We start from the raw sequence: 20,002 nt of genomic DNA on the forward strand, positions 1-20,002 counted from the left end.
AGTTGGTAAATGCATGGCATGCCGACCATATTTATAAACATGATCCCAATGCAATAGACGTATTCTGGTTGACGTTGATGATAGCGTATAATTTATTTAATGCTTTTATTGAACTTAATCTAAAACCGGAAATCCGAAGAGGCCGGAGCCGCAAATACTGGGCATTGGTGATAGCCAGTGAGTTATACGCGACAGAGTTTACGTGTGCCGGCGATTATTCCGGCCCATGATATCCATGATGTGGTGTTATTGGTTATTATTTGAGTTACTTAAAAGAATTAAGGGAGCGGTGTCTTTACGGTAGATATAATCGTCTTTTGTAATCCAATTTTTTAAGCGAAATCCTTTCGCGAATATGACCCTTTGTTTAAAAACCTCTAATTAAGCTTAAAATCATACCTTATGCGTATTGTTGCGGAATCGTTGGGGGGGACTGTCCCCTATTGACAAATATACGAATTTCTAATACTCTAATCTCATAAAATTATAATCAGGGGTTTCCCTAATTAACAGGAGGATCATAATGAAAAAGTTGATTTTCGCAATCATAATGTTTTTACTTGTTTGTTCAATCCCTAGGTTAGTAAATGCGGTGACAAATAATTTTAATGGTTCGATGGTTCCTGGCGACTGGGAAATGGATGAGAACTGGAGCGAGGGTGTACTTCCTGGTGTTGGAGACGATGTAATATTCCTTTCCTACATCGACGACTTGGGTGGAGACAAGACGGTCAATACGTTTGCGAGCCATACGACGAGCACCTCTGAGTTTGGCAGTGCCGGCGCAACCCTGACTGTCACGAATGGAGCAACGTTCTACGACAGCTCCTCCAACCGCGGCATCATCACCGCCGACACCACGTTTAACGGCAGCTCCTACAATCTGACAGGCACCATCACCGGCGACACCACGTTTAACGGCTCTTCAACAAATGTGATGAGCACCATCACCGGCACCACCACGTTTAACGACAGCTCCTCCACCTTCGGCAGCAGCACCCTTAATGGAAATGTTACGCTTAACACCACAGGTGATATTGCAGGTACAATCAACGTGAGCGAGGGAGAAAATGTTTCGGCTATCAATAGCGGAACAGTGTCAGCGGCAATCAACGGTTCCGGCGGTCTTACCAAAACCGGGGCGACAACAGTGACACTGAGTGGATCAAACACCTATTCTGGAGAAACCACGATTAGTCTGGGAACACTTTCAGTGACGGGTGGTATTACCAGCAGTGCTGTTACAATTAACGGGGGTACGCTTATTGGATCAGGGACGGTCGGAAATATGACCGTCGCAGACGGCGGTACTTTTTCTCCGGGATTGAGTCCTGGCACGCTGAATGCCGGTGCTACTACGTGGGAAAGCGGGGGTACATATCTTTGGGAGATTAATAATGCCACAGGTTTACAAGGGGCCCCTTTGGGTCTCGGCTGGGATTGGCTTAATATTACAGGAGGACTAGGCATAACCGCAACCTCCGGCAATAAATTCAATCTTAACCTATCAACAATGGGAGTCGATGCCGCTAACTTTGATAACTCTGACCCTTATTCATGGATTATAGCAACGGCTTCTGGCGAAATTACAGATTTCTCTGCTGATAAGTTTACTATTGATGACAGTTTGTTTACAAATGCCCTCGGCGGCGGGTCTTTTGGCATTGAACAGGACGGCAGCAATATCAATCTAACATTTGCCGCAGTCCCCGAACCGTCAACTTACGCACTATTCGGCTTAGGTCTTTTTGGGCTTATTTATTTTCGTAGAAGAGGCTTAAAAAGCTGAAGACCAATGAGACGTGCAATAAACACGGTAAGAAAAAGCTGTCCGAGAATAGCTTCCATAACAGCGAGATTACGCACAAAATCAGTTACAGGCGTTATGTCCCAATACCCGAGCGTAGCAAGAGTTACCCCCCTAAAGTTCTCTTTCAAACCCCTGTTGAGCAGATTGAAGATTTAGTATCTTGCGTGGATAGTTATTAATCCAGTTTTCTATAGTCTGAATAGTTGATTGTGTCAGTTTTTCTATCTTTCTGCCTTTAGCACCGAATCGTCGGATAATCCTGTTGATGTTTTCATTGGTACCCCTTTCGATACCATTGATAACGCGCAGAACCGTCCCCAATATACAATATATATATTCTCTTGCTCACTATAAACTAACTTCAATTAAAACATTCGCTTTGCTCGTTTCATCTATTTTGACTTTCACAGGTTTGGCGGACTTTGCTTTTTCTCCCTCGACTTTGATAAGCTTTTCTTCTTTTTTGCTCAGTTTAGCGGCATCAAAGACCATTTTATTACTTCCATTCTCAGCCCATTTAAAACCAAACTCCTCTGCCATAACTTCGCTTATATATTTCTTTTCATCTTCTGTCTTTTTTCCAGTTGGGTTCGTGGTAAAAAGGGTTGCTCCCAAAGCTTGCATGTCTTCCATCATAACGGCCTTCAAAGCGTAGGCAATGCCTTGGTTTTGGCAGTTCTCATCAACCGCAGCCTCCGCAATATGAACTTTTATCATTTCATCACTACCCTTAGACAAAAGCACAGTGGTATAACCTCTTACCCTGCCTGATTCATCTCGATAAACCCAGATACGCGGGGTGGGAGTATGTGAAATATCCTTGCCTTGCATTTTTATAGCATTTCGCAAATGTATTTTCATCATTCGATAGTATTTCGTAGTCCACCTTGGTTTGAATATAAGCCAATAGAGGCCTATCATGTCATCCATATCATTCATCTCAGCTCTATTATCAATATTATCGACTATTTTTTTCGGTAATCTATGTGTCTTCTCATAAATGGTTTTTTCAACAAACTTTTCCTGGCCTTCAGCAGGTTTTGATTCTTTTTTAAAAATATGCTTATACATACACTTTTTATTCTCTTCTTTGCTTTTTGGATAAAATGAAACATTAACCACTGTCCTCTTATAGCCGTATTCTTCGTTCAACAAGACACCGTAATGAATCATAGCATTCTTAGGTGTTAAAGAACCAAGGATACCCAAATCCTCAATATAAATCGTTTTTATACCAATCGAACTCAATTTTTCTTCAAGTCTCCCAATAATAAATGGCATCCATTTCTTCATTCTATTTCTCATACTTCTGGATAGATTCCAGTACCCAAAGGACTGTATCTCTCCAACGTAAAAAACTCTCTCTCCATTAACCGTGGCAAAAGTGCCGATAATTTGCCCTATAATGTCTCTATAGGGTATTGAATAATTCCTGGCATGTTGCAGAGCATCCATCTGCTCGGGGTAATTGTTTCTTGTTTTCTGAGAGGGCCTAATAATCATTGTAATTTGTGCAACGGCATCACTAATAACGGTCCAGCTAGTTCCGCTCTCTATAATCGGGGAAATAACAAAATCAGTTTCTTGAGAATCTCTTTTATGATCCATCCACAATTTTTCTATTAAAACCTTTGTAGTCTCCAGGTTTTTATTCTCAATACCTTTTAAAACATCAGACAGATATCCGTTTATTTCGGCAATATTTTTCTGTAACAAAAAGGTGTCTGTATTAACAACACTTCCCAACTCGCCTGGTTTATATTCATTTAGAATAGAAATGAAGCGCAAACTTTCAAAAAACCCTGGCAAATCATCCTTGGTTAAATTCCTTGCACTCTTAAAAATATGTTTCAGATAAGGATTTCTATAATATTTAATCATGTAGAAATCAGTTATAAACTGGTCATAGAGATAAAAATCATCCTTATCTATGAGGGAAATAACCCTTTTAACACTCTCAAATGTATCTTTGTCGTCTTTAAACATATCAAAACATAATATAAAAAATGCACAGGCAATATCGGGGGAAACTTTTACCTCATCACAAAATTGTCTATATTTCTCTTCCAGAGGATAATCCTTAGAAGGTAATTCCCTAATCACATTGTTTATATCAGTTACAATCACTCCGCTTTTCATTAAATTACCATTTAAAAGTTCTAAAATCCTATCCATAGCCCATCCCAGGTAGCGAATGTTATGAATATCTTCCCCTAATACATATTTAAGAAAGAAGTAAATAGGGCTAAAAGCATCTAGTCTTCTATTATCCGAAAGAGAACTTATTCTTCTTAATTGGCTATAAATGTACTGCCTATTTTCAGCAGTCGTCTTAAATGAGGAAAGGAATTCTATAACATCAAGTTGAGCTCCTCTTTCTGAAAGGATATAATACTGATCTTGAGGGTCTTTAGACATCACAGCAAAATCATAAAGAAGTTCTTTTAATTCCTCTCTTATAACAGGATCTTTTTCCCTTATAGCTGAACGATAGATTGGGCTTTTATCGAGAAAATTGTCTAAATCTTTAGTGCTGTCTTCTTTTAAAACCTTCAAAAACAGTTCAACATACTTACTCGTTGTAAAAACACAGTTTTCCCCTCTTTCATTATCTCTGAAAACCAATTCATGCCTCACAATAAGATTATTGACACCTCCACGAAAATCTATCCTTTTTAACGCTAATTCATTCTCCATATCTTTATAAAACTGTTTTTGTGGCACAATCCCATCATGTTCTTCCAGATAATCCATAACAATATTGGGGATTGCCATCTTTGCTATCTTGCGTATCTTTAGGATATCTGATCTGCTTAAGTATCCCTCATTGACTAGAGCCCTAGAAATCCTTCTTTTTTCACGCAACGCAACACCTTTTAATGGTGCAAGCAGATTAAACATCATCTTTCTTAGCTCAGGAATTTGCGGGAGGTTTTCAGCCAGAAACTTTCGCCTTTTTGAAGATTTCCTTAACTTATCTTCTTGCAAAATGGTATCTAAAAGTTTGCTTATCTTATTTCTGAGTTGATTTTTATCGGTATTTGAATCTTCGAAAATAGATTTGGGAGCAAGGGCATGTTTCGTATCTCGTTTAATAAAAGGGCCTGCTGTAGCAACATTTTGGCAGAGGAAGGATATCGTTACCGCAAGTGCGATAATTTTTATTAATAGTCTTTTATGTATTACTTTACTTTTCATTCTGTTTCCAAAATCCATTTCATTTATAGAAAATGCAACACATCCTTATATCTAAACCTCTTTGATTTAGACACAAAGACACACAATTTATAGCATTCTCTATAAATGTTATAACACTTTTATTGTACGCTATAAATGCGGTTTTGTCAATAGGGATATTGGTCCCCAAAATAGCGGATAAGAAAAGGAATATAGACAAAAAAGCCTCCTAACTCACGTGTTTTCAAGGTATAATAAATGAAAAAGCACATCCCGATAAAGAATGTGCTTTCTGTAAATAATATCTCAAAAACATGTCGGTTTTATGCCGCCGTCATGATTGCCCGCATCATGCTGTAGTTTGTCTTCGTTGATTTACTCGGAACTGTGACTGGAAGAGGCGCTTTCATAAATTCTGCTACGTTCATCTTGGCTACCTCATCTTCCTTTATACCCATTAGATAGGCTACAAATTCTCGGAACTGTTTCTTCAAAGCGGGATCATCGATATAACCCGCCAACTCAGCAAATGTCATCGTCTCAAACTTTTTTCCCAGCCGTTGATGAAGTTCTATGCCCTTCCCCGTAATATCCAAGAGCGATCCGATATGGTGAATCTCGTTTTTCTTTGGGTCGAGCGGCCTCGGTGTTACCTCCAGCAGTTTCGCCCGGTCTGATACAATATCCTTTATCCGATAGGCCTCGTCCGAAGAATTGAGCCATCCGACATCTTTTGCTTCCACCACCGTCATTATACCCATTCCTCTCAGCAGGCGGTTCGCGTACGCGACAGCCGCAACCCCGAGCGGTTCATTCGCCACCTCTGACCGGACGGTCTCCACTTCGACCGGTTTCATAAAAATGTTCGGATATTTCTTCGCTATGTTATTCACATAATCAAACGGCACAGCGTATCTCTTGTCATACACCGGTATGATGATAAGATTCTCCTTCTGTGCCCTCTTCGCTATCTCTTCATGCAGGTTCACGATATCGGGACTAATCGTTAAATAGATGACCTTCGGCCGATTGGCCTTCTCCGCCGGTACCACCGGCAGTGCCAGGACATCGACAGCCGTCGACATATTGGGCTCTTCAGCCATCTCCTTCGCTATATTTTTAGCCAGCCGGCTTCCAAAAAAGGCCGCCGATAACAGCTTTTCCAAATATTCCCTATTCACCCCCAGCCCCGCAAGCACCCTGACAACGGCTTGCTGGTGAACGCCAGAAAACGCCTTGAACCGCTCGATATCCATCTCCTGCGCCGCTTTTTCATCAACAACTTGCTCAAGCGCGTGAGAGCCCTCATGGCCTAAGACAAATGTTAAAAATGGAAGGAGATCTTTTGGATCCTGATTGAGAAGAGCGATATCAATAAATATTTTGGTTCCTTCTATCGTCGCGTAGTGGCGAACATTTTTGCGGAACTCGATCTGGTAGTCTTTTATATCCTTAGTCGTATCCGGCACCCTTGCCCTTATAAATCTAAAATATCTCTGGATAGTAGTAAGGTTGTCCTGCGCGTTAGCCGCAACCGGAATCCCCTTTGCCGTCAAAGCGTTCACTATCGTTTTCGAAAGCGTCTTTGGTTCTTGATCCTTTCCTAAATCAAACACCAGCCCTTCATCATCACCAATCTTTTCACCCAAAAGCTTTGCTGCCCCGGGCTGGGTGAGTGGATCAAATCTATCTATCGTAGGTAAGAATGGGTGGATATTAACACTTCCAAACCTAAAAATAGCGGGTTTAACTAATTCTTTTATATCTTTTTCTGATACTCCCAAGACTTCCTTTAATTTCTGGAACTTTCCCTCATTCATAGGAAAAAAGAAGGCAAAATCTTCACACTGTACAGCATACTCTTCAGCATCAAAAATATCATTTACGATGAGAGCCCTACGAGGATCATCAGTTGGTAACTCCAGTTTGTTCTTGGTTGCCAATAACAAACTATCAAGAAGCAAACTCGAATAGTCAATCCCTTTGCTCGTGGCACCTCTATTAGTGGTTGCTACTACCATTGGTAAACTTTTAATGTCACCTTTACTCAAACTATTAACAAGAGAGTCCAAAGTCTCAACAATAAAATCCGCGGAAAAACAGGACTCTATAATTATGTTTAAGTCAGAATGTTTATAGTTATTATTTCCTGCCCGCCAATATATCAAAGAATTAGCTAACTCTTTGTAGCTAATGGCATCTAAATGATCGGATATCTCTCTTCCAACTTGGCCATTTTCTAACCAGAAATGGCTTGGACCTCCATGTCCGCCAAACCAAATTGTTGTGTTAGGCGGGCACTCTCGAATCGCTTGTAAAATATACTCTTTATCCTCTGTTCCCCTAAAAACCTGAATGTTTTCATCCCTTACACCAAAACGTTTCCTGGCAAAATCGGCAATAGCTAAAGGATCAAAGAGATACTCTGAATGAACAACTATAATTAAATGTGCGTTTTTATTTAGCACAACTCTTTTAGAAAACTTTTCCGTAACTTCGATTATAAAAGGCAAAACCTTTTCAATATTTTCGTCAGATATATCAAGCCCAAAGCGCTTTATCGTGAGGTCTATTGCTCTTGCTACGGAATACTGATTGGCAAAGCCTAAATCTTTAGTTTTTGAATAAAACTCCCTATTAGAATATATCGACACTATATCCACAGGGTTTAGTGCGCCTTCTTCTATTTCTTCCTTCCTATACATCAAGTTGACAAAAACTCTTGCTATAGCTTCGCTATCAGTTAATGTTACAGCTTTTCCTTTTAAAATATTATTCTGCAGATAAGTTTTTATAATAGGGGCAATCTTTTTTTTGTCTTCAGCCTCAGGAAAATGTTTGGTTATAAGCTCATTTAAAAGCCTTGCTACCGATAAGCGAACAAATGAGTTTTTATGCTCTAAAAGTTTGCAAAGCGATTCAAATGCTTTTTCGTTTTTGAATTTGCCTAATGCGACTGCTGCATATATGCGGACAAGCACATTTTTATCACCTAACAATTTAATAAGCGGTTTAATTGCCCTTTCATCCTTAATCTCACCCAATGCATGTGCTGAGTCTGCGCGGAGTTTGGCTGCTGCTTTTTTATTTTTCAAAATTTCGATAAAGAAATTATATCTTCTTTCTTTGGCTTCTTTGGCTTTTATGTCAAGTATGCGTATTGTCGCTACTATCCAGCCGCGAACGGTTATATTCTTCTCATCCACGAATGCTTTGATAAGTTGGCTCAACGCCGGTTCTCCAATTCTAATTAAGTCTACAACCACATCTGATTCTGAATCTTTATCGCTTAATGATTTAATAAGTAACTTAATTGCTTTTGGGTCTTCAGGTGTATCTTCCTCTTCATCCTTTAAGATTTCGCGAAGTGGTTTAACTGCTTTTATATCTCTAAACTCGCCCAATGCATATGCCGCCGCTTTACGTACCTCTGCGTTTTTATCATTTAAAGCATTACGAAGCGGTTCAACTGCCGGCTGACCAATTCCTAATAGGGCGTATGTAACATATCTGCGGACGTTCTCGTTTTTATCTTTTAATGCCTCAATAAGAATGTCAATCGCTGGTGGACCAATTCCTATTAGGGCATAAGTAGCGTTCCTGCATACAAACACGTCTCTATTACCCAGGACTTCAATAATTGGTCTAACTGCTGGTTTCCCAATTTTAATCAATTCATCCCAACTCTTTTTTTTATTTTTTGCAATATGATAAGATATTTTTTCCTGCACAGTTCCAGGTTCCCAGTTTAGTTTATCTAATGTTTTTACCGCAGATTGGCGAACGCCCAAAAATTCATTCTTGTTTAATAACGTTTCTACAAGAATATCAACTGCCCTTTCATCTCCAATCTCACCTAATACCACTGCTATAGCCCTGCGATGATATGCATAGTTCTCCTGACCTTTCTTATCTTCTAAAAATTTGAGAAGAGATTCAACTGCTGGTTTGCCAATTCCTATTAAGGTATAAGTAGCGTCCTCGCATACAAACGGGTGGTTATCACCCAGGACTTCAATAATTGGTCTAACTGCTGGTTTGCCAATTTCAATCAATTCATCCCAACTCCTTTCTTTATTTTTCGCAATAAGATAAGATATTTTTTCCTGCACAGTTCCAGGTTCCCAGTTTAGTTTATCTAATGTTTTTGCTGCAAATCGGCGGATCCACGCATTCTCATTATCTAAAAGCTTGATAAGATCTAAAAGCTTGATCTTCGGCGCTAGTTTGCCAATTTTAGCTAAGACTCTTCTTGCTGCCAAAACGATATAATTGTTGTTATCGCTGCAGGCTTTGATAATGGAGGGAATTACTAGTTCACCAAATTCAATTAATTCTTCCTCTGCAGTTTTGCGGATCTGCCAATCTTCATCCCCTAATTGTTTTATTAACTCCTTTATCCTATCTTGCATGGGTTTGGAGACTGTGGCCGGCGACGCAGAAACTGTTGCTGCCGGAACTTGGGCTCTCAATACATTTGATAAACCGGCGGACCCGACAGGGAATATTCCGCTTATCAGCATAATAGTAACAAGTGTAATAACAACTTTTTGCGCGAATTTATTGTATAATGCTATTTTAGCTAATCCATATCCTCCTAAAACTGCAAATAATATCGAGCCACTTATTGCCATGAAAGGTATCAGGCCTATGTTTAGTGCTGTTAATATAACTCCAAATATTAGCCCCGTCTTTACAACTGTACTGAGAATTTCACTCGCACCAGAATATGCAGGGTATAACGGCTCTTCAATTTGTTTGGTTTCGCCTTTACCTATAACACGTTTAATTGCATCAACCACTTGGGAGTAAATACGGTATTGACGGACTGCTTCAAGCGCTTTTACTAGTTTAGGGTTAGGGCCGGTTAGACTTTCCACATAGCTTTTTTCGGCGCCTAACAGCCTGAGAACATTTAAAACAGATTGTTGATGCCTTTTGCTGAATGCCTGGAATCTCACCCAGTCCATCTCCTGAGCCGCTTTTTCATCAACAACTTGATCAAGCGCGTGAGAGCCTTCATGACCTAAGACAAACGTTAAGAATGGAAGGAGATCTTTTGGGGCTTGATTGAGAAGAGCGATATCAACAAATATTTTTGTTCCTTCTATCGTCGCGTAGTGGCGAACATTTTTGCGAAACTCGATCTGGTAGTCTCTTATATCCTTAGTCGTATCCGGCGCTCTGATTCTGATAAATCTAAAGTACCTCTGCATAATAGTGAGGTTGTCTTGCGCGGTATCCGCAACCGGAATCCCCTTTGCCGTCAAAGCATCCACTATCGTTTTCGAAAGCGTCTCTATCTCTTCTCTAACCGCCTTCGGTTCTTGCGCCTTTCCTAAATTAAACACAAGCCCTTCATCATCACCAATCTTTTCACCCAAAGGCTCTGTTGCACCGGGCTGGGTGAGGGGGTCAAATCCATCTATCATAGATAAGTATGGATGAATCAGGCTCTTTTTAGCGATTTTGCGCTTATCTATTTTTATTACAGGGAAGGCCTTGACAAACTGCTCTTTCAATTCCCCTAACAGAGGAAAGAAGAAAGCAAAATCTACTTTATCGGCAACAAACTTCTCCGCGCTAATTATATCGGCTATCCTTACTTCAGTTTTGTTGCGGGTTGCCCTGCGCAAACTGTCTACAAACTTTCCGGTCGGCATATTCGTAAATCTGTTACACGCCGACACAAAAACTGGAAGGTCCTTAATCTCGCCTTTCTCAACGCTTTCTTTCAGTAAATTTATTGTATTTACTGCAACCTTCGCTGATTTACATGTTACCACTACCATAAACATATCTGATAATATTCCGTTATTTTGGGCTGCACGTGCTTTCAGAGCACTTGCTAATTCCTGTGAAGTTATAAGAGTTTTCCTATCAAGTGAAACACTATTTAAGTGTTTATAATGACCATTTATAATAACTACCCCATTTTTCGGGCATTTTTCCACTTCACTAAGAAATTTCTTTTTATGATAACCGCCTACAAAACTTTTAATATGTTTTACCCCAAATCTCCCCGCAAATTCTTCCCATAGCGCAGGATGGAACACGCTTTCATGATTGGACATAATTATTAAATTAGTATTTTTATCAAACATTATTCTTTTAGAATGAATTTCAATCGCATCCAGTATAATCGGCAGGGCCTTTTCAATGTTTTCTGCCGTAAAACCAAGTTCAAAACGTTGTAAAGTAAGTTTTATTGCCCTGGCAATCGAAAACTGATTTGCAAAATCAAGATCTTTGGTCTTCTCAATAAATTCGTCGTTGGTATATATTGAAACGATATCCCCAAGGGAAAACACTCCATACATTATTTCATTCCTCTTGTGTATCAAATTAATAATAAATTTCGGTAAAACCTTTTTATTTATCTTTTTAAAAGCTCCTTTTTGACACGGCCACCCATAGCTTCCTTCTATATGATTTTCTAATAGGGGTATGATCTTTTTCTCGGCGATGCCGATATCGGGATATGCTAATGCAAGTCTGCACAACGCCACCACAGCCGCTTCTTGAAGTTCAATATTGGCAATACCGGTCCTTCTGTAAAACTCAACGATAGGATTTATAGCCCTTGAATCTTCCAGCTTACCCAATGCGGTTATAATCCTTTCTACGATTAAGATATTTTTCTTCCAAAAACCTCCGCCAATAGGTGTTTTCATTTCGGTATATTTTTTTAGCATATCAAGCAGATGACCAACCCCTTTTTTATCTCCAATTTTTCCTAAAGCCTCTGCCACACGCATTTGAATCTGCCAATACGGGTTATTTAATGCTGTTTTAATTAGCGGCTTAACAGCGCTGGAATCGCCTATTTTAGCCAAATACAATGCAGCGAATGTACAAATTATGTCATTTTGACTGTCCAACATTTGTATATGATAGTCTAATCCTGCTTTCCCAATCATATCTAATGCTCCACTTGCAGCATTGCCTAATTCCAGATCACGACTGGTCGCATTAATCCGCAAAAAAAGCGGAACCGCTCTCGCGTATTTTAGTTTACCCAATTTATAAATCGCATTTATACGCGGGGCATACCCACGATCCATGAGCCCTACATGATAAGAGTTCCATCCTACGTTTAAGAATTTGAACAAGAGACGCGCAGCATCCTCCGTATCGTATTTACACACAGCATTAACAGCATCAAACTGAAGTTGGGAGTTACCCTCATTAAAAATAATTTCAGAAAGAAATTTAAGAGCGTCCTTAGTTTGAAGCTCTCCCAAAATCCATGGAGTCCACTCTACAATTTTTCTATTCGCCCTCGTCATAATCCAAATATTATCTAACTTATTCTTTAGGGAAATAATTACCGGATTACCAATAGACACAAGCGCCAGGGCAGCCTCCTTCTGGACAACATGTGAGCCATCACCCAGAGCCTTAATCAAAGGATTAATCGCTCTCCGACCCTTTATTTTTCCCAAAGCCCGCGCGGCATGTTTACGCACCTGGACCGATCCATCTTCTAAGTCTTTAATGAACGATTTAACAAATGAATCGATTGTATGCGATATGACCTGGCGTACCCCCCACACACTAAACTGCAGCGGATTAACAAGAGCTGCCGTTGGAACTTCGGCTTTTGATACATCAGCAGGCACGACAAGGAGCATTCTGCTTATTAGCATAATAAGAACAATGGCCGGTATAATAATAATTTTTCGCGAGAATTTATTATATAGCGCTATTTTAGCTAATCCATATACTCCTAAAACTAATCCTGCTGTTATCATAAATGGTATCGACCAGTTTATTGCTAACAGTATGGCTCCAAATATTAGCCCTGTCTTTACAACTGTACTGAGAATTTCACTCGCACCAGAATATGCAGGGTATAACGACTCTTCAATTGGTTTGGTTTCGCCTTTACCTAGAACACGTTTGATTGCTTCAACCACCTGTGAATAAATACGGTATTGACGGACTACTTCAAGCGCTTTTACTAGTTTAGTGTTAGGGCCAGTTAGACTTTCTACATAGCTTTTTTCGGCGCCTAACAGCCTGAGAACATTTAAAACAGATTGTTGATGCCTTTTGCTGAATGCCTGGAATCTCACCCAGTCCATCTCCTGAGCCGCTTTTTCATCAACATCTTGATCAAGCGCGTGAGAGCCTTCATGGCCTAAGACAAACGTTAAGAATGGAAGGAGATCTTTTGAATTTTGATTGAGAAGAGCGATATCAATAAATATTTTGCTGCCTTCTATCGTTGCGTAGTGGAGAACATTCTTGCGGAACTCGATCTGATAGTCTCCTATATCCCTAGTCATATCCGGGGCTCTTGCCCTGATAAAGCTAAAATATCTCTGGATAATAGTAAGGTTGTCCTGCGCATTATCCGCAACCGTAATCCCTTCTGCCTTCAAGGCGTCTACTATCGTTTTTGAAAGCGTCTTCGGTTCCTGAGCCTTTCCTAAATCAAACACCAGTCCTTCATCATCACCAATCTTTTCACCAAGAAGTTTTGTTGTGCTGGGTTGGGTAAGGGGGGCAAACTTTTCAATCACCGGCGTAATAACCGGTGTTTTGGGCGGTTGAGGTAGAGATTTTTTAGAAATCTCTTCAAGCGTTGCTTTGGCAATTTTTCGCACAGATTCAACTGAATCTGACGCTAATTGTATTAATACATCGACAGGGGTATTGGAATGACCTGCAACATCACATTTCACATATAGATCAGGATCCGAAACTAATTGTCTTAATGCATCAGCAGGGGTATTGGAATTAAACGCAACACCACGACGAACAGAAGACCTCGGATCCGAAACTAATCGTTTTAATACATCGACAGGGGTATTGGAATTAAACGCAACACCCTGACGAACAGAAGACCTCGGATCTGAAGCTAATCGTTCTAATACATCAACAGGGGTATTGGAATTAAACGCAACACCCTGACGAACAGAAGACCTCGGATCCGAAACTAATTGTCTTAATACATCGACAGGGGTATTGGAATTACCTGCAACAGCACATTTCACATATAGATCAAGATCCGAAGCTAATCGTTTTAATACATCAACAGGGGTATTGGAATTACCTGCAACAATATACCTTATACCCTTATTATGGCTACACGATGATAAAAACCTCAACAACTCTATTGATTCTGGTTGTTGAATCATTCTTTTCAAAGCATCGTTGCCTATCCCCACCCATTCTTGATCTTTTAAATGATCAATTTGTTTTGCCGCCAGCAGATACTTTATACAACCAACCGGATCTTTTTTGAGCCATTCCTCTAGTGACGAACTGCCCAAACGTTCCCTTTTCGCTGTGATTTCAGCAATATATGATTCGACTGTCCTGCCGCCCATAATTGTTCTTTTTGAGACGTTCTGACTATTTTCAATAATCTCCGGCTGGTCAATCAAAAGAACGGATCCTTTCCCAACCAGATCCTGATATATCCATTTGCCGACCTCCGCAAATATGTTCTTAGAATATTCCTCACTCTTAATTTTTCCTTTGGCCCCCGTAAAACCAAACATTGTTAATAAATCTTCATCTATTTCCAGAACCTGGGCATATTTATAGTAAACTGGCAGCGCTGAAGTATCATCCGTCCATAGATGTTTTTCCGAACTAAGCGTTGCGAATGCATTGGATATAATTTCTTGTGCTGTTTTTTGTTTTGTTAAAAGACGGGCAATTACAGGTTCATCGCTTATTGTCTTTTTTGGTAGGGAGTATTCATAAAAATCACCACTAATCTCATCAAAAGATTTAGCATTACAATATAAAGCAGTAAGTAAAAAGTTCCAAGCGTGATACGAATCGTCCTCTGTTGTATACCACAGAATGCCCACACGTTGGCCTTTCGGTATCGAGTCATTTCCATCCGCGTCCACGGGCCGCCAGAATATAACGGGTTGGCCGTTTTCATCAACCGTTCTTGAAATCGAGGGGTCAAGCGCCCAAGTCAGAGAGATACGGTCATGCATTTTCCGGATAAAATCAGCGCCGTCCTCAAGGCCTCGTGCTTCAGGGCCGCCCAGAATTAAGTCTGGGTTTCTTGCCATTGCTTTATAATAATGACCTATCGTCGCAATGACCTTGAAAAGATCAACGGTTTTATTCTGCGGATCGGCACATAACAACATTGCTTTTCGCAATAATTCCTGGTCCGTTATGAGATGGGCCAACGGATTTGAAGGATCGGTCTCTCTCATTGCCCATTGTAATAACTGTGCGGCATAATTCTCTCGCAAGAAAAGAACTTGAGCATCCGAAAAATAATATCCAATCAACGCCGCCATCTCTGAAACATTGACTTTATCCGGTGCGGGTAAAGTGACCTTATAGCCTTTATCCGCCATCGCCTTAATCTCTTCTTCAAACATTTTCTCCAGATTTGAAATCGTCCGGTCTTTCGTAAAACCGATGATTGAAGGAGGTGCGACTGCTTTGTCGGGCAATTCGCCCGGTTTCAGCGGGTTTATACGGTTGCATATCTGGACCAGTGTTGAATAAAGGCGTTCCATCCGGTTTGCCTGCTCCACGACTTTCTGGTAATCGCCAAAGACCATTTCTTTAACAGTCCGGCCGCTTTCCAGCGTCAGAAGGTCATTCCTCAAACGTTTATAGAAGATAGAAAATATCTGCTGGCGTGTCCCAGGTTTAAGCGTGGCAAAATAACGGGCAAATTCCTGGTGCTGGTTTTTGGGAATTTCAGCCAGATATCTATATATAAGTTCAGGCTGTGCACGCAGGGCGTTGAAGAGATGGTTGAGCTGGCCCATTGAATGAAGCTCGCGGATCCTTTCGGGGGTTATTAATGCAGAAAGCGGCACATCAGCGGGATAATTACTGAATTTTGATTCCCAGAATAGGCGGTCTGCTTTGCCGGCAGTTATCGCGAGATCAATTTTCACTGTCGGATATGCAGATTTCTTTGTCTCCGTTACAACCGTCACAATCGGGGGCAAAGTCTTAAGGGCATGCGTTATTGAAAATCCTCTACCTGATAATGCGGCCCAGTTGTAAAAGATGATGCTTGTTGACACGGCTGTCAGCGTTACCGCGAATACCCCTACCCTGATGACCTGCAGACCGTGAAAGACCATCCGCCGCCAAAATCCGGGAGGACTGAGAGCAACGGGTACTATGGCATTCCAATTTTTGTAGCAATGATAAGCGGTGAGAATCCCCAGTGCAACAAGCGTTGCGGGATGCCATAACCCCAGAGCGAAAAGAGGAATCCCTGCCAAGGCTGTACCGACTGTTAAACTGATAACATCGCGGCTAAAAGCCACTTTCCCGCGAAGCGCATGCGGTAGCCAGAAAATCACGGCGGAAACCAGAGCCGTCCATACCTCGTTACTATTATAAATAAGAAGAACGTACGCGGGAACTGATAGCGAATAGGACAAGAGAGGTTCTATCCACCACGCAAGCCAGCGCATGTATGTCGGGTGTCCAAACCACGCGCCGCCGGCTGTGGTTCCGCTTTCGATTATTTCCTTTGTTGCAACAGTTTTTACGGCGTCGGGTTTTTTGTCCTGATCCTGAATGGCTTTACATGCATTAACTGCATCTTCGTATTCGTTTTTCGCATCAGACGACGGAGCAAGTTTATTACTTGTAACTCGCCGCTCGTTGCTTGTAAGAAAATTAGGATTTGCCAAAACAACATTCTGGCATAGGAAAGCAATCGTTACCGCAAGGGCGATAATCTTTATAAATAACCTTTTATGTATTACTTTACTTTTCATTCTGTTTCCAAAATCCATTTCATTTATAGAAAAATGCAACACATCCTTATATCTAAACCTCTTTGATTTAGACACAAAGACACACAATTTATAGCATTCTCTATAAATGTTATAATGCTTTTATTATACGCTATAAATGCGGTTTTGTCAATAGGGCGAATTGCTTTTGCTTTACGTAAAATCTATACGAAATGGAGCATTTGCAAAAATCACTTTCCCCTATTGACAAAGATACGAATTTCTAATACTTTAGACTCATAAAATTATAATCGGGCTTTAGAGGCAACGACAGGGAATAAACTTTCTATTTTTCCCGGGTGAGGGAAGGAGTTTGCATGACCCAGTATATAGCTTATGGTGCATTATTAGCAGTAGGTTTCCATATTGGTAGTAAGATCGCCCAAAGGACGATAAAAAAGTAAAGTTACATAAATATAAAGGGCAGGGTATTAATACTAAAACTTATGTGTTGTAACTATAGAGGTGGATATGAAATATAAAGAGAAGATAAATGGCAAAGATGGATGTTATTGGATAGAAGATGGTATCGTAAGGCATAATGTCGCTGTTAAAGAATATACCCTTGAGATGGCTAAGGAGGTTGTTAAGTTCTGTAAGAAGCTTAATAAAGGGTCTAAACAGAAATGTCTTCTTTTGGTAGACATGGGGAACGTAACTGACCAGACACCCGAATCCACTAAATATATGTCCTCAGATCCGGAAATAAAGAAAGTCTTTCAAAAAGTTGCATTAATGGTTAAGAATATTTTTGTAAAAATGGCGGGAGAATGTTATCTCAAATTAGCAAATCCTATTGTGCCAACCAAATTATTTACGGATGAGGCAGGGGCAATTAAGTGGCTGAAATCGAATAAATAATTATTGAGTAAACTCCATATAATGATATACCTTTTTGGCTGGGAACAAACTACTAACAGAAATATTCAAACAGTACGTATTAAATATAGATGATGAAATGAACGCTAAAAAAAGAATTGCTGATTTACGTAAACGAAAAATTACGGGAATAATATTAATAGCTTTTGGCTGTGTCGGTATAATACTTCCGGCCATGCCGGGATTATTGTTTATCGGGTCCGGGCTTAATATGCTAAAAAAAGGAAACGCCGCAAAAAACATTAAAAAACCTAAAAAACCGGTAAAAGGGCGTAAGACGTGTAAAAAAAGCGGTTAAAATTGTTGAGGATATCACCGAACACAAGAAGGCGGATGAGGCGCTGAAGGTAAAGGGGACAGGGTAGGCTCAAGTTACCAGTGCAACACTTGAATCCTGCATAATAATAGGATGAAAGGAGTTGCATATGTCCTAGCCGTTTAACTGTAGAAAATATCCTCGTTCAAAAGACAAACAGATAATCCTATCCTGTGGTTTCTATTTTGAAGAAAAATCCCTGGCAGATTAGAATGCTGAAACGAGCTAGCCCGGTTTTGACGGACACAATAAAACGGGTACAATACCCGGAAGGAGATTTTGTGGTGAATATAATCAAAAGAATTTTATTATTTGTTATTTTATTTATTGTAATTAGTTCGACGCAGACATTTGCGTTAATGGAAAACCGTCCGTTAAATACATCTGAGCCGACTTTGCTGAAGAGAGGGCAATTTCAAATTGCGACAGGCGGAACTTTTTTGAAACAGGCCAATAATGATAAGGAATGGGATTGGGTTTCCGATATTGAATACGGAATATTTGATTGGTTTGAGTATGATATTGAAATACCGCGTGTGTCAAACATCTATGGTGATGCGGATCTAGAAAACGTAAATGGTCTTGGTGATATCTCAATGTGCTGGGCGGTTAATCCTGTAAAAGAGGGAAAGTTTATTCCGACTATATCTTTTGCATGTTATTTGAAAACAAAAAGCGGTGACGAAGATAGGAATTTAGGAACCGGAACAAATGACTTTACAATACAGTTATTAATGTTAAAGACGTTTGGTAAATTATCTGTTGTAATGAACTTTGGATATACTTTTGTGGGGAAACCTTCCGGTGAAAACTTGAGGGATACTTTTAGCAATAATTACGCGCTAAAATATGAGCTTGCCGACAAATTAGTTTTGGTCTCAGAAATTTACGGGCAAACAAATCAGAATAAAGACGCCTCGAATGATCCATGGAATATGCTGGGAGGTTTTATTTATAATATTAATGATTTTTTGGCGTTTGATTGCGGTGTTGGGACGGGACTTAATAGTGAGAGTCCGGCTTTGAGGGTAACATCTGGTTTTGTTTTGACGTTTTAAAGGCATATCGGGTATTAAAGGGACACGCACCTAATTATAGCAAATAATCAACGGATATCTTTTGGCACATTAATAATAGTGTCCCACCGATAACGGCTAATGTCGCGACCGACACTATGATAGCGACTTAGACGGATGGCAAGTTTGGATAACTGGGGAACAACAAACAACTGCTGCATTCCGCGTTACTGCAACCGCCGTCCCCGAACCGTCAACATACGCGCTATTCGGCTTAGGTCTTTTTGGGCTTGTTTATTTTCGTAGAAGAGGCTTTAAAAAATGAAAGACACGCCAGTGTCTATTTTTTGTGTGAAGAAACAAGCTGAAGACCAATGAGACGTGCAATAAACACGGTAAGAAATAATTGCCCGAGAATAGCTTCCATAACAGCAAGATTACGCACAAAATCAGTTGCAGGCGTTATGTCCCCATACCCGAGCGTAGCAAGAGTTACAAAAGAAAAATACATTATCTCAGCAAAATTTAACGGACCACTTTTCATAACAAGAGAGTGGGGAGATATAAAGACAGCTATTTGATACACAAATGCCCATAATATTCCCATAAGGATATAGAGTGACGCCCCGCCCTGTATAGTGTCAACGGTAACATTCTTTTCAGCAAATATTCTCTTGAACAAAATACTTATGACAAGAACAAGAAATAGAGCAGAAATAAGAATAGTAATAAATCCCCAGGAAAGAGAAAGGTTTTTGTCGCCACCAATAACACTATTCAAAAAGAGAAAATTAAAAACAAATGCCACGGCAGCCATAATAAGACAGGTAATAAATAATCTTTTTCTTAATTTAAGGGACCATAACACTGTAAGCATTATCAAAAGAACAAGGAATGAAAGAAAAGGAAATCCTTCTTTATCAAACAGTGGATTGAGCAAGAATAAAAGCAAAATACTCACAAAAAAATGGCTGTATTTATTTCTAAGAAAAGCATGTGCAAGTTTTAACATAACTGCTTTTTCTTCTCGGAATAATTTTCCCTCGCTCAT

The 20,002-nt window shown here is 40.0% G+C and carries 9 protein-coding genes; 5 read left to right on the plus strand and 4 right to left on the minus strand.

The features are described from left to right. Positions 1–230: hypothetical protein (locus P9M13_03855; protein ID MDP8262420.1), on the plus strand; the 230-nt coding region annotated here is incomplete at its 5' end. 293 nt (positions 231–523) lie between these two features. Further along, a complete protein-coding gene (locus P9M13_03860) occupies positions 524–1,789 on the plus strand; it encodes a PEP-CTERM sorting domain-containing protein (protein ID MDP8262421.1) in 1,266 nt (421 codons plus the stop codon). Here P9M13_03860 and P9M13_03865 read toward each other — a convergent pair. The 3 genes from P9M13_03865 to P9M13_03875 all read right to left on the minus strand — a co-directional run bounded on the left by P9M13_03865 (position 1,759) and on the right by P9M13_03875 (position 16,722). Beyond that, positions 1,759–1,938, minus strand: a complete 180-nt coding sequence (locus tag P9M13_03865) for an ion channel (GenBank protein MDP8262422.1) — start codon at positions 1,936–1,938, stop codon at positions 1,759–1,761. The genes P9M13_03860 and P9M13_03865 overlap by 31 nt on opposite strands. Positions 1,939–2,158: 220 nt before the next feature. Next, entirely contained in the window at positions 2,159–5,008 is a 2,850-nt protein-coding gene (locus P9M13_03870) for a hypothetical protein (GenBank protein ID MDP8262423.1), read from the minus strand. Positions 5,009–5,310: 302 nt separating this feature from the next. After that, positions 5,311–16,722, minus strand: coding sequence for a HEAT repeat domain-containing protein (locus P9M13_03875; protein MDP8262424.1), 11,412 nt, complete (start codon positions 16,720–16,722; stop codon positions 5,311–5,313). Between the two features lie 489 nt (positions 16,723–17,211). Here P9M13_03875 and P9M13_03880 point away from each other — a divergent pair, with 489 nt between their 5' ends. The 3 genes from P9M13_03880 to P9M13_03890 all read left to right on the plus strand — a co-directional run bounded on the left by P9M13_03880 (position 17,212) and on the right by P9M13_03890 (position 18,993). Next, on the plus strand, positions 17,212–17,601 hold the full coding sequence (locus P9M13_03880) for a hypothetical protein (protein MDP8262425.1): 390 nt from the start codon (positions 17,212–17,214) through the stop codon (positions 17,599–17,601). A 97-nt stretch (positions 17,602–17,698) separates the two neighbouring features. Then, positions 17,699–17,917, plus strand: a complete 219-nt coding sequence (locus tag P9M13_03885) for a hypothetical protein (GenBank protein MDP8262426.1) — start codon at positions 17,699–17,701, stop codon at positions 17,915–17,917. A 299-nt stretch (positions 17,918–18,216) separates the two neighbouring features. After that, positions 18,217–18,993, plus strand: coding sequence for a transporter (locus P9M13_03890; GenBank protein ID MDP8262427.1), 777 nt, complete (start codon positions 18,217–18,219; stop codon positions 18,991–18,993). Positions 18,994–19,291: 298 nt separating this feature from the next. Here P9M13_03890 and P9M13_03895 read toward each other — a convergent pair whose 3' ends face one another. Further along, complete coding sequence (locus P9M13_03895) at positions 19,292–20,002, minus strand: ion channel (GenBank protein MDP8262428.1); 711 nt, start codon at positions 20,000–20,002, stop codon at positions 19,292–19,294.

It is taken from the genome of Candidatus Ancaeobacter aquaticus (genome assembly GCA_030765405.1).
Lineage (GTDB): Bacteria > Auribacterota > Ancaeobacteria > Ancaeobacterales > Ancaeobacteraceae > Ancaeobacter > Ancaeobacter aquaticus.

What these genes read in the sequence shown, in the direction of transcription:
- P9M13_03880 (MDP8262425.1), top strand. Translation starts at nt 17,212, where the DNA reads ATGAAATATAAAGAGAAGATAAATGGCAAAGATGGATGTTATTGGATA.
- P9M13_03860 (MDP8262421.1), top strand. Translation starts at nt 524, where the DNA reads ATGAAAAAGTTGATTTTCGCAATCATAATGTTTTTACTTGTTTGTTCA.
- P9M13_03895 (MDP8262428.1), bottom strand. Translation starts at nt 20,002, where the DNA reads ATGAGCGAGGGAAAATTATTCCGAGAAGAAAAAGCAGTTATGTTAAAA.
- P9M13_03870 (MDP8262423.1), bottom strand. Translation starts at nt 5,008, where the DNA reads ATGAAAAGTAAAGTAATACATAAAAGACTATTAATAAAAATTATCGCA.
- P9M13_03885 (MDP8262426.1), top strand. Translation starts at nt 17,699, where the DNA reads ATGAACGCTAAAAAAAGAATTGCTGATTTACGTAAACGAAAAATTACG.
- P9M13_03875 (MDP8262424.1), bottom strand. Translation starts at nt 16,722, where the DNA reads ATGAAAAGTAAAGTAATACATAAAAGGTTATTTATAAAGATTATCGCC.